Origin of the sequence: Klenkia sesuvii (assembly GCF_037083825.1) — a bacterium.
Classification (GTDB): Bacteria; Actinomycetota; Actinomycetes; order Mycobacteriales; family Geodermatophilaceae; genus Klenkia; species Klenkia sesuvii.
The window spans coordinates 188,596-203,484 of sequence record NZ_JBAPLU010000007.1 but is presented as its reverse complement, the minus strand read 5'-3'; the positions used below and the strand labels follow the sequence as shown (position 1 = coordinate 203,484).

At 72.3% G+C, this 14,889-nt stretch carries 18 protein-coding genes; 10 read left to right on the top strand and 8 right to left on the bottom strand.

Features of this window, described 5'->3' with window-relative positions; genetic code table 11:
* Positions 1-557: 557 nt before the first annotated feature.
* The 4 genes from TEK04_RS09485 to ctaC form a co-directional block, all read right to left on the bottom strand.
* Positions 558-1,715, bottom strand: a complete 1,158-nt coding sequence (locus TEK04_RS09485; RefSeq protein ID WP_336404090.1) for an acyl-CoA dehydrogenase family protein — start codon at positions 1,713-1,715, stop codon at positions 558-560.
* 9 nt (positions 1,716-1,724) lie between these two features.
* Entirely contained in the window at positions 1,725-1,886 is a 162-nt protein-coding gene (locus TEK04_RS09480; protein ID WP_336404089.1) for a hypothetical protein, read from the bottom strand.
* Between the two features lie 746 nt (positions 1,887-2,632).
* On the bottom strand, positions 2,633-3,034 hold the full coding sequence (locus TEK04_RS09475; RefSeq protein WP_336404088.1) for a cytochrome c oxidase subunit 4: 402 nt from the start codon (positions 3,032-3,034) through the stop codon (positions 2,633-2,635).
* 39 nt (positions 3,035-3,073) lie between these two features.
* The gene (gene ctaC / locus TEK04_RS09470) at positions 3,074-3,955 is read right to left on the bottom strand and encodes an aa3-type cytochrome oxidase subunit II (RefSeq protein ID WP_336404087.1); all 882 of its coding nucleotides are present in this window, start codon (positions 3,953-3,955) and stop codon (positions 3,074-3,076) included.
* A gap of 241 nt (positions 3,956-4,196) precedes the next feature.
* Between ctaC and TEK04_RS09465 the strand changes: the two genes are divergently transcribed.
* From TEK04_RS09465 to asnB, 3 genes are read left to right on the top strand one after another with little or no spacing between them, the layout of a single operon-like run.
* Positions 4,197-4,556: a metalloprotease gene (locus tag TEK04_RS09465; protein WP_336404086.1), complete on the top strand. Its 360-nt coding sequence runs from the start codon at positions 4,197-4,199 to the stop codon at positions 4,554-4,556.
* Positions 4,546-4,881 (top strand): DUF3817 domain-containing protein, encoded by a 336-nt coding sequence (locus TEK04_RS09460; protein WP_336404085.1) that lies wholly within the window; start codon positions 4,546-4,548, stop codon positions 4,879-4,881. The genes TEK04_RS09465 and TEK04_RS09460 overlap by 11 nt, the downstream gene beginning before the upstream one ends.
* Before the next feature lie 40 nt (positions 4,882-4,921).
* Complete coding sequence (asnB, locus tag TEK04_RS09455) at positions 4,922-6,883, top strand: asparagine synthase (glutamine-hydrolyzing) (protein ID WP_336404084.1); 1,962 nt, start codon at positions 4,922-4,924, stop codon at positions 6,881-6,883.
* A gap of 51 nt (positions 6,884-6,934) precedes the next feature.
* On the opposite strand, the gene TEK04_RS09450 is transcribed toward asnB, so the two are convergent.
* Complete coding sequence (locus TEK04_RS09450) at positions 6,935-7,297, bottom strand: HesB/IscA family protein (protein WP_092803961.1); 363 nt, start codon at positions 7,295-7,297, stop codon at positions 6,935-6,937.
* Positions 7,298-7,475: 178 nt separating this feature from the next.
* Between TEK04_RS09450 and TEK04_RS09445 the strand changes: the two genes are divergently transcribed.
* Together TEK04_RS09445 and TEK04_RS09440 are read left to right on the top strand one after the other, a co-directional pair.
* Positions 7,476-8,078 carry a DUF3043 domain-containing protein gene (locus TEK04_RS09445; protein WP_336404083.1) on the top strand — a complete coding sequence of 201 codons (603 nt, stop codon included), beginning with the start codon at positions 7,476-7,478 and terminating at the stop codon, positions 8,076-8,078.
* A gap of 30 nt (positions 8,079-8,108) precedes the next feature.
* On the top strand, positions 8,109-9,092 hold the full coding sequence (locus tag TEK04_RS09440; protein ID WP_336404082.1) for an aldo/keto reductase family protein: 984 nt from the start codon (positions 8,109-8,111) through the stop codon (positions 9,090-9,092).
* A 19-nt stretch (positions 9,093-9,111) separates the two neighbouring features.
* Here the strand turns inward: TEK04_RS09440 and TEK04_RS09435 are convergent, their stop codons facing one another.
* Positions 9,112-9,351 carry a hypothetical protein gene (locus tag TEK04_RS09435; RefSeq protein ID WP_336404081.1) on the bottom strand — a complete coding sequence of 80 codons (240 nt, stop codon included), beginning with the start codon at positions 9,349-9,351 and terminating at the stop codon, positions 9,112-9,114.
* A 129-nt stretch (positions 9,352-9,480) separates the two neighbouring features.
* Here TEK04_RS09435 and TEK04_RS09430 point away from each other — a divergent pair, with 129 nt between their 5' ends.
* From TEK04_RS09430 to TEK04_RS09415, 4 genes are read left to right on the top strand one after another with little or no spacing between them, the layout of a single operon-like run.
* Positions 9,481-9,921, top strand: a complete 441-nt coding sequence (locus TEK04_RS09430) for a phage holin family protein (protein WP_336404080.1) — start codon at positions 9,481-9,483, stop codon at positions 9,919-9,921.
* Positions 9,918-10,208, top strand: coding sequence for a DUF3618 domain-containing protein (locus TEK04_RS09425; RefSeq protein WP_336404079.1), 291 nt, complete (start codon positions 9,918-9,920; stop codon positions 10,206-10,208). The genes TEK04_RS09430 and TEK04_RS09425 overlap by 4 nt, the downstream gene beginning before the upstream one ends.
* Positions 10,205-10,477: a DUF4235 domain-containing protein gene (locus tag TEK04_RS09420; RefSeq protein ID WP_336404078.1), complete on the top strand. Its 273-nt coding sequence runs from the start codon at positions 10,205-10,207 to the stop codon at positions 10,475-10,477. Before TEK04_RS09425 ends, TEK04_RS09420 begins: the two co-directional genes overlap by 4 nt.
* A gap of 11 nt (positions 10,478-10,488) precedes the next feature.
* Positions 10,489-11,625 (top strand): YihY/virulence factor BrkB family protein, encoded by a 1,137-nt coding sequence (locus TEK04_RS09415; RefSeq protein WP_336404077.1) that lies wholly within the window; start codon positions 10,489-10,491, stop codon positions 11,623-11,625.
* A gap of 3 nt (positions 11,626-11,628) precedes the next feature.
* Here the strand turns inward: TEK04_RS09415 and gcvT are convergent, their stop codons facing one another.
* Positions 11,629-12,741 carry a glycine cleavage system aminomethyltransferase GcvT gene (gcvT, locus tag TEK04_RS09410; RefSeq protein WP_336404076.1) on the bottom strand — a complete coding sequence of 371 codons (1,113 nt, stop codon included), beginning with the start codon at positions 12,739-12,741 and terminating at the stop codon, positions 11,629-11,631.
* Positions 12,742-12,813: 72 nt separating this feature from the next.
* On the opposite strand from gcvT, the gene TEK04_RS09405 reads away from it, so the two are divergent.
* Positions 12,814-14,325 carry a leucyl aminopeptidase gene (locus TEK04_RS09405; RefSeq protein WP_336404075.1) on the top strand — a complete coding sequence of 504 codons (1,512 nt, stop codon included), beginning with the start codon at positions 12,814-12,816 and terminating at the stop codon, positions 14,323-14,325.
* Between the two features lie 10 nt (positions 14,326-14,335).
* Here TEK04_RS09405 and TEK04_RS09400 read toward each other — a convergent pair whose 3' ends face one another.
* Complete coding sequence (locus TEK04_RS09400) at positions 14,336-14,692, bottom strand: oxidoreductase (RefSeq protein ID WP_336404074.1); 357 nt, start codon at positions 14,690-14,692, stop codon at positions 14,336-14,338.
* Positions 14,693-14,889 lie beyond the last annotated feature (197 nt).

Sequence of the window (14,889 nt, the reverse complement as noted above, 5' to 3'; positions counted from 1 at the left end):
TCACGCCGGGCGTCGACGGCCAACCGGATGGCCCTCTCCCGCAGCTCGTCGGGGTACTTCCGTGGTGCTGCCATGATCGTCATGCTCCCGTGGGTTCGATGCCTCCATCAAACCCGGAGCGAGACAGCCCCAGGGAGACGTCCGCGGCTACGCCCAGGGCCGCTACTTGGATGGCACGGCCCGACCCGCCGGACCCAGCCCCTGGGAGGTCCTCACCTCGGAGTCGTTCGCGATGGCGTGAGTCACGGGATCTGGTCAGTCGTCCCGGCTGTAGTCCTCAGCCAGGGGCGTTCTCCGTGCCATCGTCTTCCGTGCCAGCAACGTAGACCTACCCGAGCTTGCCGAGCACCCGTCTCGGGGGTTGCGAGGAGGCGAAGCCATGAGCCCTCCCCAGGTCGGCTCATGCCGCTTCCGGGAGCGAGCAGCCGCCACGGGTCGGCTCGCGCCTCATGCCCGCTCTCAGGCCCGCCCGGAAGCAGGTACGTCAGGTGTTCCCCCAGATGCACGTGGACCGGACACCCCCGCAGAGGCACCCGGTCCACGACAGCTCGACCAGCTCAGATGAGCGGGGTGACCTGCTCGGGCACATCCAGCAGGGACCGGCCGTAGGCCTCGCTGGCGAGGGCGGGGTTAACCACCGCGTGCCGGGAGCCGGTCTCCAAGTCCCGCCACTTGAGCTGCAGCAGGCTGGCCTCGGCGAAGCTGCCGGCGCCCTGCACCGACAGCAGCAGGTCCATCGCCTCGCGCGAACGGCGGGCGACGACCCCGACATCCATCTTCACCCGGGCCCGGACCTTCACGTCCAGGTAGTCGGGGGACTGGCTGGCCTCGTCGATGTCGGTGGCGGCGCGCCGCATGTGCAGCCGCGCGGTGTCGATCAGCGATTGCGCCTCAGCCATGTTGATCTGGGTCGACCCGGACTCCACGGATCGCTCGTAGAAGGAGTAGTTGATCGGCCGGCCCTTGGCAAGCGACGTCAGGACCATCTCCATCGCGCCTTGCACCAGGCCCAGCTGCGGGCCGACCAGGACCAGGGCCAGCACCGGCACGAACGCCGAGCGGTACAACGCCTCGTCCTTGTGCTCGGTCGGGTAGTCCCCGCCGATGGCCGCGGGCACCGAGAGGATGCGGTGCGAAGGCACGAATACGTCCTCGGCGATGAGGGTGTTGCTACCGGTGCCGCGCATCCCGGCGACGTACCAGGTGTCCTTGATGGACAGGTCGCTCATCGGGATCAGCGCCAGACCCTGGTCGATCTGTTGGCCCTCGGCGTTGACCACCGGGACTCCAAGCATCGCCCACTGGGAGTGCAGGCTGCCCGAGGCGAAGCCCCACGAACCGGTGACCCGCAGGCCACCCTCGGTGTGCACCGAGGTCGAGCTGGGGGCCACGACACCACAGATGCGGGCGTCGGGATCGGCCTCGAGGACATCGCGCTGAGCCTGGTCAGGGTACAGCCCGATCAGCCAGCCGCAGACGTTGATCAGCGTGGCCGCCCAGGCAGTGGAGCCACACCCCTGGCCAAGGGTGGAGCTGACCTCCAGGAACGTGCGGAAGTCGGCCTCGTGGCCGCCGAACCGGCGGGGCACCGAGATCTTGAACAGCCCGGCGTCGGCAAGAGCCTGGATGTTCTCCTCGGGCACGCGGCGCTCGGCGTCTGCCCGCTGGGCATTGGAGCGCAGCAGGTCGACCAGGGCCGCAGCCCGAGCGGGCAAGTCGCTCGATCACGAGCTTCCCCGCATCTTGGCCGCCCCGGCTGGCTGGCCTACGACGTCGACCGGTTCGTCGACGGCGGCCACCACGTCGTCCTGCTCGGCCTCGTACGCTTGGCCGAGACCGCCGACGGTGCTCCGCTCATCTATCACTCCCGAGAGTTCGGCACCCACGCCGCGCTGTAGGCAATCGCCTGACGCTCCGGTCGGCGTTGCAGCTCAGGAACCCCGTATGCCTATCCCCGGAATCTGGCGACACCGCCGCTTGTGCGGCCGTAGCTCAGGCAACATTCCCCGCGGCGTGACCGGCATGGCAGTGCCGGGGCACTAGCGGATATACCCCGCGAACATCGCGAACGCGCCCTGGGCTTGGCCCATGCAGTCGACACCGGGGTCAGCGGTGGCGAGCACTTGGCTGGGAGCTGGGGGTCCCAGGCGCCAGGCTGCCTATCCGGGGTCCAGGACTCAGGAGGCGAGAGTGCCTTCTACTTTGGCCGGCCCGGCGGCCCCTACCCCGAGGTGGGCCATGAGCGGCAGTCGTGGAATCAGTAGGCGAGACCCGGCAGACGGCAGATTGGCGGACCGGCCGCCCGGCGGACCAGCCGACGGGCCGCCCGGCGGACCAGCCGCCCGGCGGACCGGCCCATCGGGCAAGGCGCAGCCCCACCCGGACCGCGCCAGGGCCCCACCGGTGGCGGCCCCCGCCTTCTCCTGTGCCATGTGCGGCGTCGTCCTCCCGCACGAAAGTCCAGCCCCCTGGGCCAGATCTGCTGGAGGAGGACAGGACATCGTGCACCCCCCTGATCAACGCTGGGCGTGCCTGGATCGGGCTGGGCCAGTGCGGCGAGGCGGCGCCGGGACCGGAACGCAGGAAGGCCCCGTCCACCGGGGTGGACGGGGCCTTCCTGCAACCGATGGGGTCAGCTGTGCGCGTTCTGCCCCGAGTAGTACTCGAACAGCAGGCCGCCGATGGTGATCAGCAGAGCCGCGCCGGCCATGATGATCAGCCAGGGGTAGAAGAACGCCAACGCCAGACCCATGAGGGCGGCCGAGAGGGCGAGCCCGAAGGGCCAGTAGCTCCCCGGGGAGAAGAACCCCAGCTCACCGGCGCCGTCGGCGATCTCGGCGTCCTTGAGGTCCTCGGGCCGGGAGTCGATGCGGCGCGAGACGAACCAGAAGAACCCACCGATGAGCCCGAGGAGACCGGCGGAGAGCGCCAGGGCGGTGGTGCCGATGGGCTCGCGCGACCACACCCCGTAGACGACCGCGAGGACGATCGCGAACACCGCGATCACGTTGAAGATGAGTGCTTCGACCTTCACGGCCTGTCCTCCCGCTGCGCGTTCTGGAAGTGGGTCACGTCAGTTGCCCGCGGCGTCGAGCTGCTGGGACTCGGTGAGCTGGTCGAACGGCTGGGTCGTGGTGGCCGACCCGTCCTGCCCGATGCTCTCGAGGGCGTCGTAGGTGGACAGGCCGTCCTCGCGGGCAGCCAGGTAGGCGTCGTAGTCGTCGCCGGACACCGCGCGGACCTCGAAGTTCATGTTCGCGTGGTAGGTGCCGCACAGCTCGGCGCAGCGGCCCACGAAGGCGCCCTGCTCGCGGACGGTGACCTCGAAGACGTTGTCGCGGCCGTTCTCGTTGCCGGGGATGACGTCGAGCTTGAAGAGGAACTCGGGCACCCAGAACGAGTGGATGACGTCGGCCGAGGCCACCTCGAAACGGATCGTCTGGTCGACGGGGACGACCAGGATCGGGATCTCGGTGCTCGAACCGGTCGTGCTCACCGGGGTGCCGCCGTTGGCGTCGGTGGTCTCCGGGTAGACGAACTGCCAGTTCCACTTGAAGGCGTTGACCGCGATCGTGACGTCGGGGTTGTCGCTGCGCTCCTGCACCCGGTTCTGCACGACGACGGTGTAGAAGAACAGCACCGCGATCATGACGAACGGGATGATCGTGTAGACGATCTCCAGGGGCAGGTTGTAGGCCGTCTGCTTCGGCAGCTCGTCACCGCGCTTGCGGTGGCGGATCATCGACCAGAAGATCAGCCCCCACACCGCGACCCCGACGACCAGGGCGGCGATGACCGAGCCGGTCCAGAGGTGGCGCATCTGCTCGGCCTCGTCGGTCACACCCTCGGGCCAGCCGAACCGCCAGAACTCGTTGTTGAGTTCGCATCCGGAGAGGCTGAGCACAGCCAGGACGCCGAGCGCGGCGACCCGCGCGAGCTTGCTCCGTCGAGCCACTGCTCGGTGCCTCCTTGTTCCTCCGCGCAGCGGGCGCCGCGCGGTACGGATCGGTGTCTGTCGTGGGGGCTTCCCGGTCTGTCGACAGGTGCTGCCCACCACGACCACAGTCGAGGCGAGCGTAGCCGACCGCACCTGGACGGCGACCCCTGGCTGCAGACCGCCCGGCCAGGTGTTGCCGAGGTGTGACCTGGTCCGTGGACCACCGGTGCCGACCGGCCCGGCGGTTACAGTCGCAGGCGTGCTCCCCCGGTTGTTGACCCTGCGCTGGGTGCTGCTGCACCTGCTGGTGGCCGCGTTGTTCGTCGCCACCTTCTTCCTCGGTTACTGGCAGCTGTCCAAGGCCGAGAACGGCGGCGGGGCGGTCAACTGGAGCTACGCCCTGCAGTGGCCCCTCTACGGGTTCATGGGCCTGTGGTTCTACGCCAAGATGGTCCGCGTCGAGCTCAACCGGGACCCCGACGAGGACGAGCCGGGCCACGAGGTCGTGCTCTACCAGCGCCCGCGCATCGACACCACCGGCGACCCCGAGCTCGCTGCCTACAACCGCTACCTGGCCGAGCTCAACGAGAAGGCCCTGCGAGGTCGAGATGGCAACTGACACCACCGTCCCCCCGCGCACCGCCGCGGCCCTCAAGCGCTACCAGGTCATGGCCTACGTCGTGGGCGTCATGCTGCTGGTGCTGGTGCTCGTGGCCATCCCGCTCCGCTACGGCTTCGACGTGCCCGAGGTGTCCAAGGTCGTCTCCCCGATCCACGGCTTCCTCTTCATCGTGTACCTCGTCACCGCCTTCGACCTCGCCCTCAAGGCGAGGTTCACCGGCAAGGGCACGGTGCTGGTGCTGCTGGCCGGCGTCGTCCCCTTCCTGTCCTTCTGGGCCGAGCGGCGGGTGAGCCGGCGGGTGCTGGCCGGCCAGCCCCTCTGACGCCCACCGCCCCCGACACCCCGCGGAGACCCCCTCCCCCATGTGCGGCCTGCTCGCCTACCTGTCCACCGATGCCGAGCGGGTCGACCAGGCCCGGGTCGACGGCGTCCGGCACGCCCTGCACTGCCTGCACCACCGCGGTCCCGACGACACCGCGGTGTGGTCCGACGGGCACACGGTGCTGGGGTTCAACCGGCTGTCGATCATCGACGTCGGGGGCAGCCCGCAGCCGCTGGCCTACGCCGGTGACCGCTACCGGATCCTGTTCAACGGCGAGATCTACAACTACGTCGAGCTGCGTGCCGAGCTGCGCGAGCTGGGTGCCGAGTTCGCCACCGAGGGCGACACCGAGGCGATCGTGGCCGGGTTCCACCACTGGGGCCCCGACGTCGTCCACCGCCTGCGCGGCATGTTCGCGTTCGTCATCTGGGACACCGAGACCGGGACGGCGTTCGGCGCCCGCGACCCCTTCGGCATCAAGCCGCTGTTCACCGCGCGGCTGGCCGATGGCGGGCTCGTGCTCAGCAGCGAGAAGAAGGCGCTGCTGGAACTGCTGGGCGGGTCCGAGGCGGCCGGTGGCGTGGACCCGGCATCGCTGCAGCACTACCTGACCCTGCAGTACGTGCCCGAGCCGGCCACCCTGCACCGCGGCATCGCGAAGGTCGAGAGCGGCACCCGGTTCACCCTCGCCGGCGGGGAGATGACGACCGAGCGGTGGTTCCACCCCCGGTTCACCCCGCGGCCGGTGCCCGCCGGGGCTGCGCAGCAGCTCTACGACCGCATCGCCGAGGTGCTGGAGGAGTCGGTCGCCAAGCACATGCGCGCCGACGTGACGGTCGGGTCGTTCCTGTCCAGCGGCATCGACTCCACGGCCATCGCCGCGCTCGCCCACCGCTACAACCCCGACCTGCTCACCTTCACCGTCGGGTTCGCCCGCGAGTCGACGTCCGAGGTCGACATCGCGGCCGAGTCCGCGGCGGTCCTCGGGGTGCGCCACGTCCCGGTGGAGATCACCGCCGACGACTTCGCCGCGGCCATCCCCGAGGTGGTCTGGTACCTCGACGACCCGGTCGCCGACCCCGCGCTCGTGCCGCTGTACTTCGTGGCCCGGGAGGCCCGCAAGCACGTCAAGGTGGTGCTCTCCGGCGAGGGCGCCGACGAGCTGTTCGGCGGGTACACGATCTACCGCGAGCCGCTGAGCCTGGCCTGGGCGAAGGGCCTGCCGGCCCCCGGGCGCCGGGCGCTGACCCGCATCGCCGGCCTGCTGCCCGAGGGCGTCCGCGGCCAGGACCTGCTGCGCCGGGCGGCCACCCCGCTCGAGCAGCGCTACTACGGCAACGCCCGCAACCTGCGCGACGACGAGCTCGCCGCGCTCATGCCGGGCCGCGACCGCGACCTGTCGCACGTACAGGTCACCGAGGCGCTGTACGCCCAGGCCCGTGACGCCGGCTACGACGACGTGACCGCGATGCAGTACGTCGACCTGTTCACCTGGCTGCGCGGGGACATCCTGGTCAAGGCGGACAAGATGACCATGGCCAACTCCCTCGAGCTGCGCGTGCCCTTCCTCGACCCCGAGGTGTTCGCGCTGGCGTCGACCCTGCCGCTGGAGATGCGCACGCCCCGCGGTCGGGGGCACGCGAAGGCGGGGACGACGAAGTACGCCCTGCGGCAGGCCATGCGCCAGATCGTGCCGCCGCGCATCATGGACCGCCGCAAGCTGGGCTTCCCCGTGCCGACGGCCGACTTCCTCGCCGGCCCGCTGCACGACTGGGCGCGGGACATCATCACGTCCAGCCAGACCGAGCAGTGGCTGGACCGCACCGTCGTCCTCGGTCTGCTCGAGCGGCTGCGCGCGGCCGCTGCGGCGGGGGCCCCGCCCAGCAAGCGCACCGCCCGTCAGCTGTGGGAGGTGCTGGTCTTCATGGTCTGGCACGGCATCTTCGTCGAGGAGCGCATCGCCGTCGACGTCCCCGAGACCGTCTACCCCGTCACGCTGTAGGGACGACGGAGGCCCGGCACCCCAGGGGTGCCGGGCCTCCGTCGTGCGGGGTCAGGAGAACGAGTCACCGCAGGCGCAGGAGCTGCCCGCGTTGGGGTTGTCGATGGTGAACCCCTGCTTCTCGATGGTGTCGACGAAGTCGATCGTGGCGCCACCGAGGTAGGGCGAGCTCATGCGGTCCACGATGACCTCCACGCCGCCGAACTCGTGGGTCTGGTCGCCGTCGAGGAAGCGCTCGTCGAAGAAGAGCTGGTAGCGCAGGCCGGAGCAGCCACCGGGCTGCACGGCGATGCGCAGGCGCAGGTCGTCACGCCCCTCCTGGTCCAGCAGCGCCTTCACCTTGGCCGCAGCCGGGTCGCTGAGGATGACGCCGGTGGCGGCGTCGGGGGTGGCCTGGGTGTCCTGCACGGTCATGGTCTGTCCTCCCACATCGAGGGTCCGGCGCAACCGGGGCTCTGCTGCGTTCTGCGCGGACCAACACCGCCGTGGCGGGGCTGCTTCCCACTGTACGGCGCCGCGGGCGCGCGCAGGCTGTTGCGCAGGTCTCGGCGCAGCTCCGGGACCGGTGCCCGGCCACGTAGACTCGCCGGCTGTGAAGCTCCGTCTGCCAGGCCGCCGTCCCGCCGAGACCACCCCGGACCCGGCCGTCGACCTCACCGCCCAGCAGCTGAGCACGGTCGGCAAGGGGCGTCCCACGCCCAAGCGCAGCGAGGCCCAGGGCCGCCGCCAGGGCCCGCCGCCGCCCCCGCCGCGCACGCGCAAGGAGGCCTACAAGCGCATGCGCGAGCAGCAGGCGGCCAACCGGGGCAGCGCCCGCGAGGCCGCAGCCCGTGGGGACGACAGCGCCCTGCCCGCCCGCGACCGGGGCCCCGAGAAGCGCCTGGTGCGCGACGTGGTGGACGCCCGCCGCAACGCCGGCAGCCTCTTCCTCGTCGTCGCCGCCCTGGTGCTGGTCGGCTACTTCATCCCCAACCAGGCCGTGCAGAGCTACACCGTCTTCCTGTGGTTCGCCTTCTTCCTGGTCATCATCGGCGACTCGGTCGTGCTGGGTCGACGCATCAAGAAGGTCGTCGCCGAGCGGTTCCCGAACGTCACCCGCACCAGGGGCCTGGTCTGGTACGGCATCAGCCGTGCCACGATGGTCCGCCGGTGGCGGTTCCCCAAGCCGCAGGTGGCCGTCGGCGCCGAGGTGTAGGCCCCCGGCGTCCGGCCTACGTTCGAGGGCGTGCAGACACGTCGACTGGGCCGCTCCGGCCTGAACATCACCGAACTCGCCTACGGCAACTGGCTCACCCACGGCAGCCAGGTCGAGGAGGACGCCGCGCACGCCTGCGTGCGCGCCGCCCTCGACGCCGGCATCACCACGTTCGACACCGCCGACGTCTACGCCGGCACGAAGGCCGAGTCCGTGCTCGGCCGCGCGCTGGCCGGCCAGCGCCGCGAGTCCCTGGAGATCGCCACCAAGGTCTACTGGCCGACCGGCCCCGGGGCGAACGACCGCGGGCTGGGCCGCAAGCACGTCATCGAGAGCTGCCACGCCTCGTTGCAGCGGCTGCAGACCGACTACGTCGACCTCTACCAGGCGCACCGGTACGACTCCACGGTGCCGCTGGAGGAGACCATGACCGCCTTCGCCGACCTCGTGCGCGCCGGGAAGGTGCTCTACGTCGGGGTCTCGGAGTGGCGGGCCGAGGAGATCGCCGCCGGTGCAGCGCTCGCGCGTGAACTGGGCATCCAGCTGATCAGCAACCAGCCGCAGTACTCGATGCTGTGGCGGGTGATCGAGGCCGAGGTCGTGCCGACCTCGGAGGCCGAGGGCGTCTCGCAGATCGTGTGGTCGCCGCTGGCCCAGGGCGTGCTGACCGGCAAGTACCAGCCCGGGCAGGCCCCGCCGGCCGACAGCCGCGGCGGTCACCCCAGTGCGGGTGGCTCGATGAAGGGCTACCTGACCGACGACGTCCTGACCCGGGTGCAGCAGCTGCGGCCGATCGCCGAGGACCTCGGGCTGTCCATGGCCCAGCTGGCGTTGGCCTGGGTGCTGCAGAACGGCAACGTGGCCGCCGCGATCATCGGGGCCACCCGGCCCGAGCAGGTGCACGACAACGTGGCGGCGGCCGGGGTCGAGCTGGGCGCGGACGTGCTGGCCCGCATCGACGAGGTGCTGGGCGACGTCGTGGAGCGCGACCCGGGCAAGACCAGCCGGGGCTGACGCGGCGGCGGGGACGCCGTCAGGAGGCCGAGAGCCCCATCGGGCCGTAGACGACGGTGTCCCCGCGCAGCAGCGAGGCACTGGCCGCGCCACGCTCGAGCAGCGTGCGCCAGTGCTCACCCAGCCACGACTCGGCCTCGCCCTGCGCCTCCTCCACCGGGACGTCGACGTCGAGGTCGGACGGGTCGAGCACGGTGCCGTCGGGGCCGTGCAGCCGCCATGTCCAACCCGTCGTCGAGCCGCTCGCAGGCGAGGTCATACCAGCCACCCTAGCGAGGGACGCCTTCAACCGATGTCGTTCCGCCTTCGTCCGCTGCCCAGGGTTGGCGGCCGGTGACGCCGGGCATGGGGGCCTGTGTCGATCACCCCCCCGCGCACAGGAGACCTGATGAGCCAGCCCCCCGTGGCCGACGGCGCGCACCGCGCCGACGTCCACCCCGACCCCTCCCGCGCCTCGACCGGCCAGCTGATCGGCGAGCTGCCCGACCTGGTCACCCGCCTGGTCCGCGACGAGGTCCGACTGGCCCAGGCCGAGGTCAAGGGCAAGGCCAAGAAGCTCGGCGTGGGCGCCGGGCTCTTCGGCGGCGCCGGCCTGGTCGCCCTGCTCGGCCTGAACGCGCTCATCACCGCGGCGATCCTGGGCCTGGCCAACGTGCTGCCGGGCTACCTGGCCGCGATCATCATCGCCGTCGTCCTGTTCCTCGTGGCCGGCGTGCTGGCGCTGCTGGGCAAGAAGGACGTGCAGGACGCCAAGCCCCCGCTGCCCACCGAGACCCTCGACAGCGTCAAGACCGACCTCGCCGCCGTGAAGGGGAGTGCCACGCGATGACCAGCCGACCCGAGGGCGCCCACGGACCCGGCGCGCCGGACGTGTCCGGCCCGACCGAGCCCGACGAGATCAAGGCCGACATCGAGGCCACCAGGGAGCAGCTGGCGGCCACCGTCGACGAGCTCAGCCACCGCCTGGACGTCGGCTCCCGCGCCAAGGAGACCGCGGCCCGGACCAAGGACACCGCCGTGGAGACCTACCGGGAGAACCCACCCGTCGTGATCGGCATCGGTGTGGTCGTCGTGGCCGCCGTCGTGGCCCTGGTCGTACGGCGGGCCCGACGGTGAGCGCCGGCGCGAAGGCCGCCTACCGGCCGGTCGGGCTCCTGGCGGGCATCGCCGCAGGTGCCATCTCCGGCCGGGTCTTCAAGGTGGTCTGGAAGCGGATCGCCGACGAGGACGACGCCCCCGGCGCCATGCAGAGCGAGTACACCACCGGGCACGTGCTGCTCGCTGCCGCCATCCAGGGCGCGATCTTCGCGGTCGTCAAGGCCGGGGTCGACCGGTTCGGCGCCCAGGCGTTCACCAAACTCACCGGCTCCTGGCCCGGGGACTGAGAGGTCTGACGATGGACGGCATCAAGCGCCCCGACAGCGCGGTGGACCGCATCCGGCAACGGGTGGAGGAGAAGGCGGCCCGGCGGGCCGCGGCCCAGGAGGAGGCCGAGCGCGCCGCGGACCGCGGTCCGCGGCGCGCCGCGACCGACCCACCCCAGGCGGAGGGCCAGCACGAGCGGCTGCCCGGCGTGGACGCCGAGCGTCCGACCGACATCCCCGCGCGCGGCTGGAAGCAGATCCTCAAGCGGGCCTGGGCGGAGAACAGCGCCGACAACATGCCGATCATCGGTGGCGGCGTGGCGTTCTTCGGTTTCCTGGCGATCTTCCCCACGATCATCGCCGCCATCTCGCTGTACGGGTTGTTCGCCTCTCCGGAGACGGTGCAGTCCCAGGTCGAGAGCCTGAGGGGCACCGTGCCCGAGGAGGTGCTGTCGATCATCAGCACCCAGCTCGAGTCGGTCGCGACCTCCAACAGCGGTGCCTTGTCCGTCGGCCTGGTCGTCTCGATCCTCGCCGCGCTGTTCTCCGCGTCGGGCGGGGTGAACAACCTCATCACCGCGGTCAACCTGGCCTACGACGAGGTCGAGACCCGCAACGCCATCAAGCGGCGCGGGCTGGCCCTGCTGCTGACCTTCGGCGCGATCGTGTTCGTGCTGGTCACCGTCAGCCTCGTCGCGGTCACCCCGGTGGTGCTGGATGCGCTGAACCTCGGGGTCCTCGGCACCGTCCTGGCCCAGGTCGTTCGGTGGACCCTGCTGCTGGCGCTCATGGCCGGTGCGCTCGCGGTGCTCTACCGGGTGGCCCCCGACCGCGACGCGCCCCAGTTCCGGTGGGTCAGCCTGGGCTCGGTGGTGGTGACCGTCGCCTGGGTCGTGATGTCGATCGGCTTCAGCTTCTACGTCAGCAACTTCGGCTCCTACTCGGCCACCTACGGGGCGGTTGCCGGGGTCGTGGTGCTGATGCTGTGGCTGCAGCTGACGGTGTTCCTCGTGCTGCTCGGAGCGGAGATCAACTCCGAGACCGAGCACCAGACCGCGCAGGACACCACGCAGGGCGACCCGGTGCCGATGGGGACCCGCGAGGCGACGGTCGCCGACGAGCTGCCCGAGGAGCCCACCCCCACCAAGGAGTCCGCCCGCAGCGCCTGACCGTCAGCGCACGTGGGAGGGCACGAACGGCGGCTTGACCACCTCCACCGGCGAGGTCCGGCCCCGCACGTCGACCACCAGCTCCCGGCCGGGGGCGGGGTCGGCGGCGGTGTCCAGCAGCGCCAGGGCGATCCCGGCGCGCAGGGTCGGCGAGAAGGTCCCGCTGGTCACCTCGCCGACCCGGGCGCCGGACCCGTCCAGCACCTGCATCCCCGGACGCGGGATCCCCCGGCCCGGCGCGCGCAGCCCCCACAGCTGCCGCGCCGGGCCGGCCTCGCGCTCGGCGAGCAACGCCTGCCGCCCCCAGAAGTCCGGCTTGCGCCAGCCGACCGCCCACCCGGCCCGCGCCTGCACGGGGCTGATGTCGACCGAGAGCTCGTGGCCGTGCAGCGGGTAGCCCATCTCGGTGCGCAGGGTGTCGCGAGCACCCAGGCCGCAGGGCCGGATCTGCTCCGTCTCCCCCGCCGCCAGCAGCGCATCCCACAGCTCCCCGGCCCGCTCGGCCTCGACCAGCAGCTCGTAGCCGTGCTCGCCGGTGTACCCGGTGCGGCAGACGGTCACGTCCCCGCTGCCCTGGGTCACGGCGAAGGACATGTACTCCAGCGCCCCAGGAAGGCCCACCGCGGCCAGCACCTCGGCCGAGCGGGGGCCCTGCAGGGCCAGGACGGCGACCTCGGTGTGCCGGTCGGTGACCGTGACGCCCTCGGGGGCGACCGCGGCCAGGCGGGCCAGGACCTCGGCGGCGTTGGCGGCGTTGGGCACCAGCAGGACGTCGTCGTCGGCGTGCAGGTAGACGATGAGGTCGTCCACGACGCCGCCGGCGTGCTCCTCGTCGTCGGGCCGGCAGCACAACGTGTACTGCGCCTGCCCGGGGACGATGCGGCCCAGGTCGTTGGTCAGGCAGCGGTTCACCAGCGCGGCGGCCCCGGGACCGCGCACCGTGCCCGTGCCCAGGTGCGACACATCGAAGAGTCCGACCCCCTCGCGCACCGCGGTGTGCTCGGCGATGACACCGCCCCCGGCGTACTCCAGCGGCATCGACCACCCACCGAAGTCGGCCAGCTTGGCGCCGGCGGCCAGGTGGCGCCCGTGAAGGGGTGAGGTCCGCGTCGTCACGCCTGTCGACCGTAGTGCCGGGCACCCACCGCGGGGACGGCGCCGTCCGGGCGGTTCTTCTAGGGTGGGCGGGTGCCGCCGACGATCACCGCCACCGACCGCCCGCTCGAGAAGCTCACCGCCGACGCCGTGGTCGTCGGGGTCGGCAAGGGTCCCGACGGCCCGCTGGCCACCCCCGGCGCCGACGCCGTCGACCGGTTGCTGGGCGGTCGCCTCATGGCGGCCCTGGCCGACCTGGGCGCACGCGGCGCCGAGGACGAGGTCACCCGGTTGGCCACGTTCGGCCAGGGCCCCTTCCCGGTCGTCGCGGTCGTCGGTCTGGGCCCAGCCCAGACCGACGGCAGCTACCCCTCCGACGCGGTCCGCCGCGCCGCCGGCGCCGCCAGCCGGGCCCTGACCGGCCGCGCCTCGGTCGTCTCCCTGCTCGCCGCGGTCGGCGGCGCCCCCGACGACGACCGGTTGCACGCCGTCGGCGAGGGCGCCCTGCTGGGTGCCTACGAGTTCACCGCCTACAAGTCGACCCTGCCCGCCGACCGGCCGGCCCCGCCGCGGTCGTTCGAGCTGGTCGTGCCCGACGCCGGTGGCGCCAAGGCCGCGTTGACCCGCGTGCGGGCGGTCGCCGACGCCGTCGCCCTCGCCCGTGACCTGGTCAACACCCCACCCAACGACCTCTTCCCCGCCGAGCTGGCCGCGCGCGGCGCCGCCGCCGGCAAGGAGGCTGGCCTGTCCGTCGAGGTCCTCGACGAGGAGCAGCTGGCCGCCGGCGGGTACGGCGGCATCCTGGCCGTGGGCGGCGGGTCCACCCGGGGCCCGCGGCTGCTGCGGCTGACCTACCGCGGCCGGCGCGCCCGCCGGTCGGTCGCCCTGGTGGGCAAGGGGATCACGTTCGACAGCGGCGGCCTGTCCATCAAGCCCGCGCTGAAGATGGAGGACATGAAGAGCGACATGGCCGGCGCCGCCGCCGTGATCGCCACCGTGTGCCTGGTCGCCGAGCTGGGGCTACCCGTCGACGTCACCGCCACCGTGCCGATCGCCGAGAACCTGCCCTCCGGCAGCGCCTACCGACCGGCCGACGTCGTGACCTTCCGCAACGGCAAGACGGCCGAGATCACCAACACCGACGCCGAGGGCCGGGTCGTGCTGGCCGACGCCATCGCCCGGGCGGCCGAGGACTCCCCCGACTACCTGCTCGAGACCTCGACCCTGACCGGCGCCCAGACGGTCGCCCTCGGCGGGCGCACCGCCGGCGTGATGGGCACCGCGGAGCTGCGCGACGCCGTCGTGGCCGCCGGCACCCGGGTGGGCGAGCCCATGTGGGCCATGCCGTTGCCGCCCGAGCTGCGCCGCGGCCTGGACTCCGCCACCGCGGACTTCGTCAACGCCAACCCCGACCGCCTCGGCGGCATGCTCGTCGGCGGCCACTTCCTCGCCGAGTTCGTCCCCGACGGGCTGCCGTGGGCGCACGTCGACGTCGCCGGGCCGGCCTACAACACCGGCGGCGCGTGGGGGTGCACCCCCAAGGGGGGCACCGGGGTCCCGGTGCGCACGCTGCTGGCGACGATCGAGGACCTGGCCCGGAGCTGAACCCGCGGGCTCAGCCCTGCTGCTCCCTCCTCCGGTGGGTCCAGTCGCGCATGCGTTGGGGGTAGCCGGTGACCTGGGCGTCGTAGACCGGGATGGCCAGGTCCCGGGAGAGCCGGCGGGCCACCTCGGGGCCGTCGATGCGCCGCCGGGTCCACTCGCCGTCGGCGGCCACCAGCACGATGGTGGACTCGGTCACCGCGGTGCGCGGCTCCACGTAGCCCTCGACGCCGCGCCGGGTCCCCACGAACTGCTCGAGGTGCCCGAGGTCGGCCCGACCCGAGGGGCGGTCCAGGGTCGCGCGGCGGCCACCACGCGCGCCCTGCCCGCCGGTGCCGCGCCGTCCGCGCAGCTTGTCGAACAGACCCACGTCGCACTCCTCCCGCGCGGCGCGAGCGGGTGGGGACCCGTCGCGCGGACGCCGGACTCGGCGCCCGCCGGGCCAACGGAGCAGGTCGGGTGCGCGTTCCCCGCAAGTGGCAGGATGGGGTCCGCACCACCCCCGCACCGCCCCCGCACCAGCCCGCGGCGAGCACGACCTGCCCGCCGCCGGCCGAGCCGCACCGA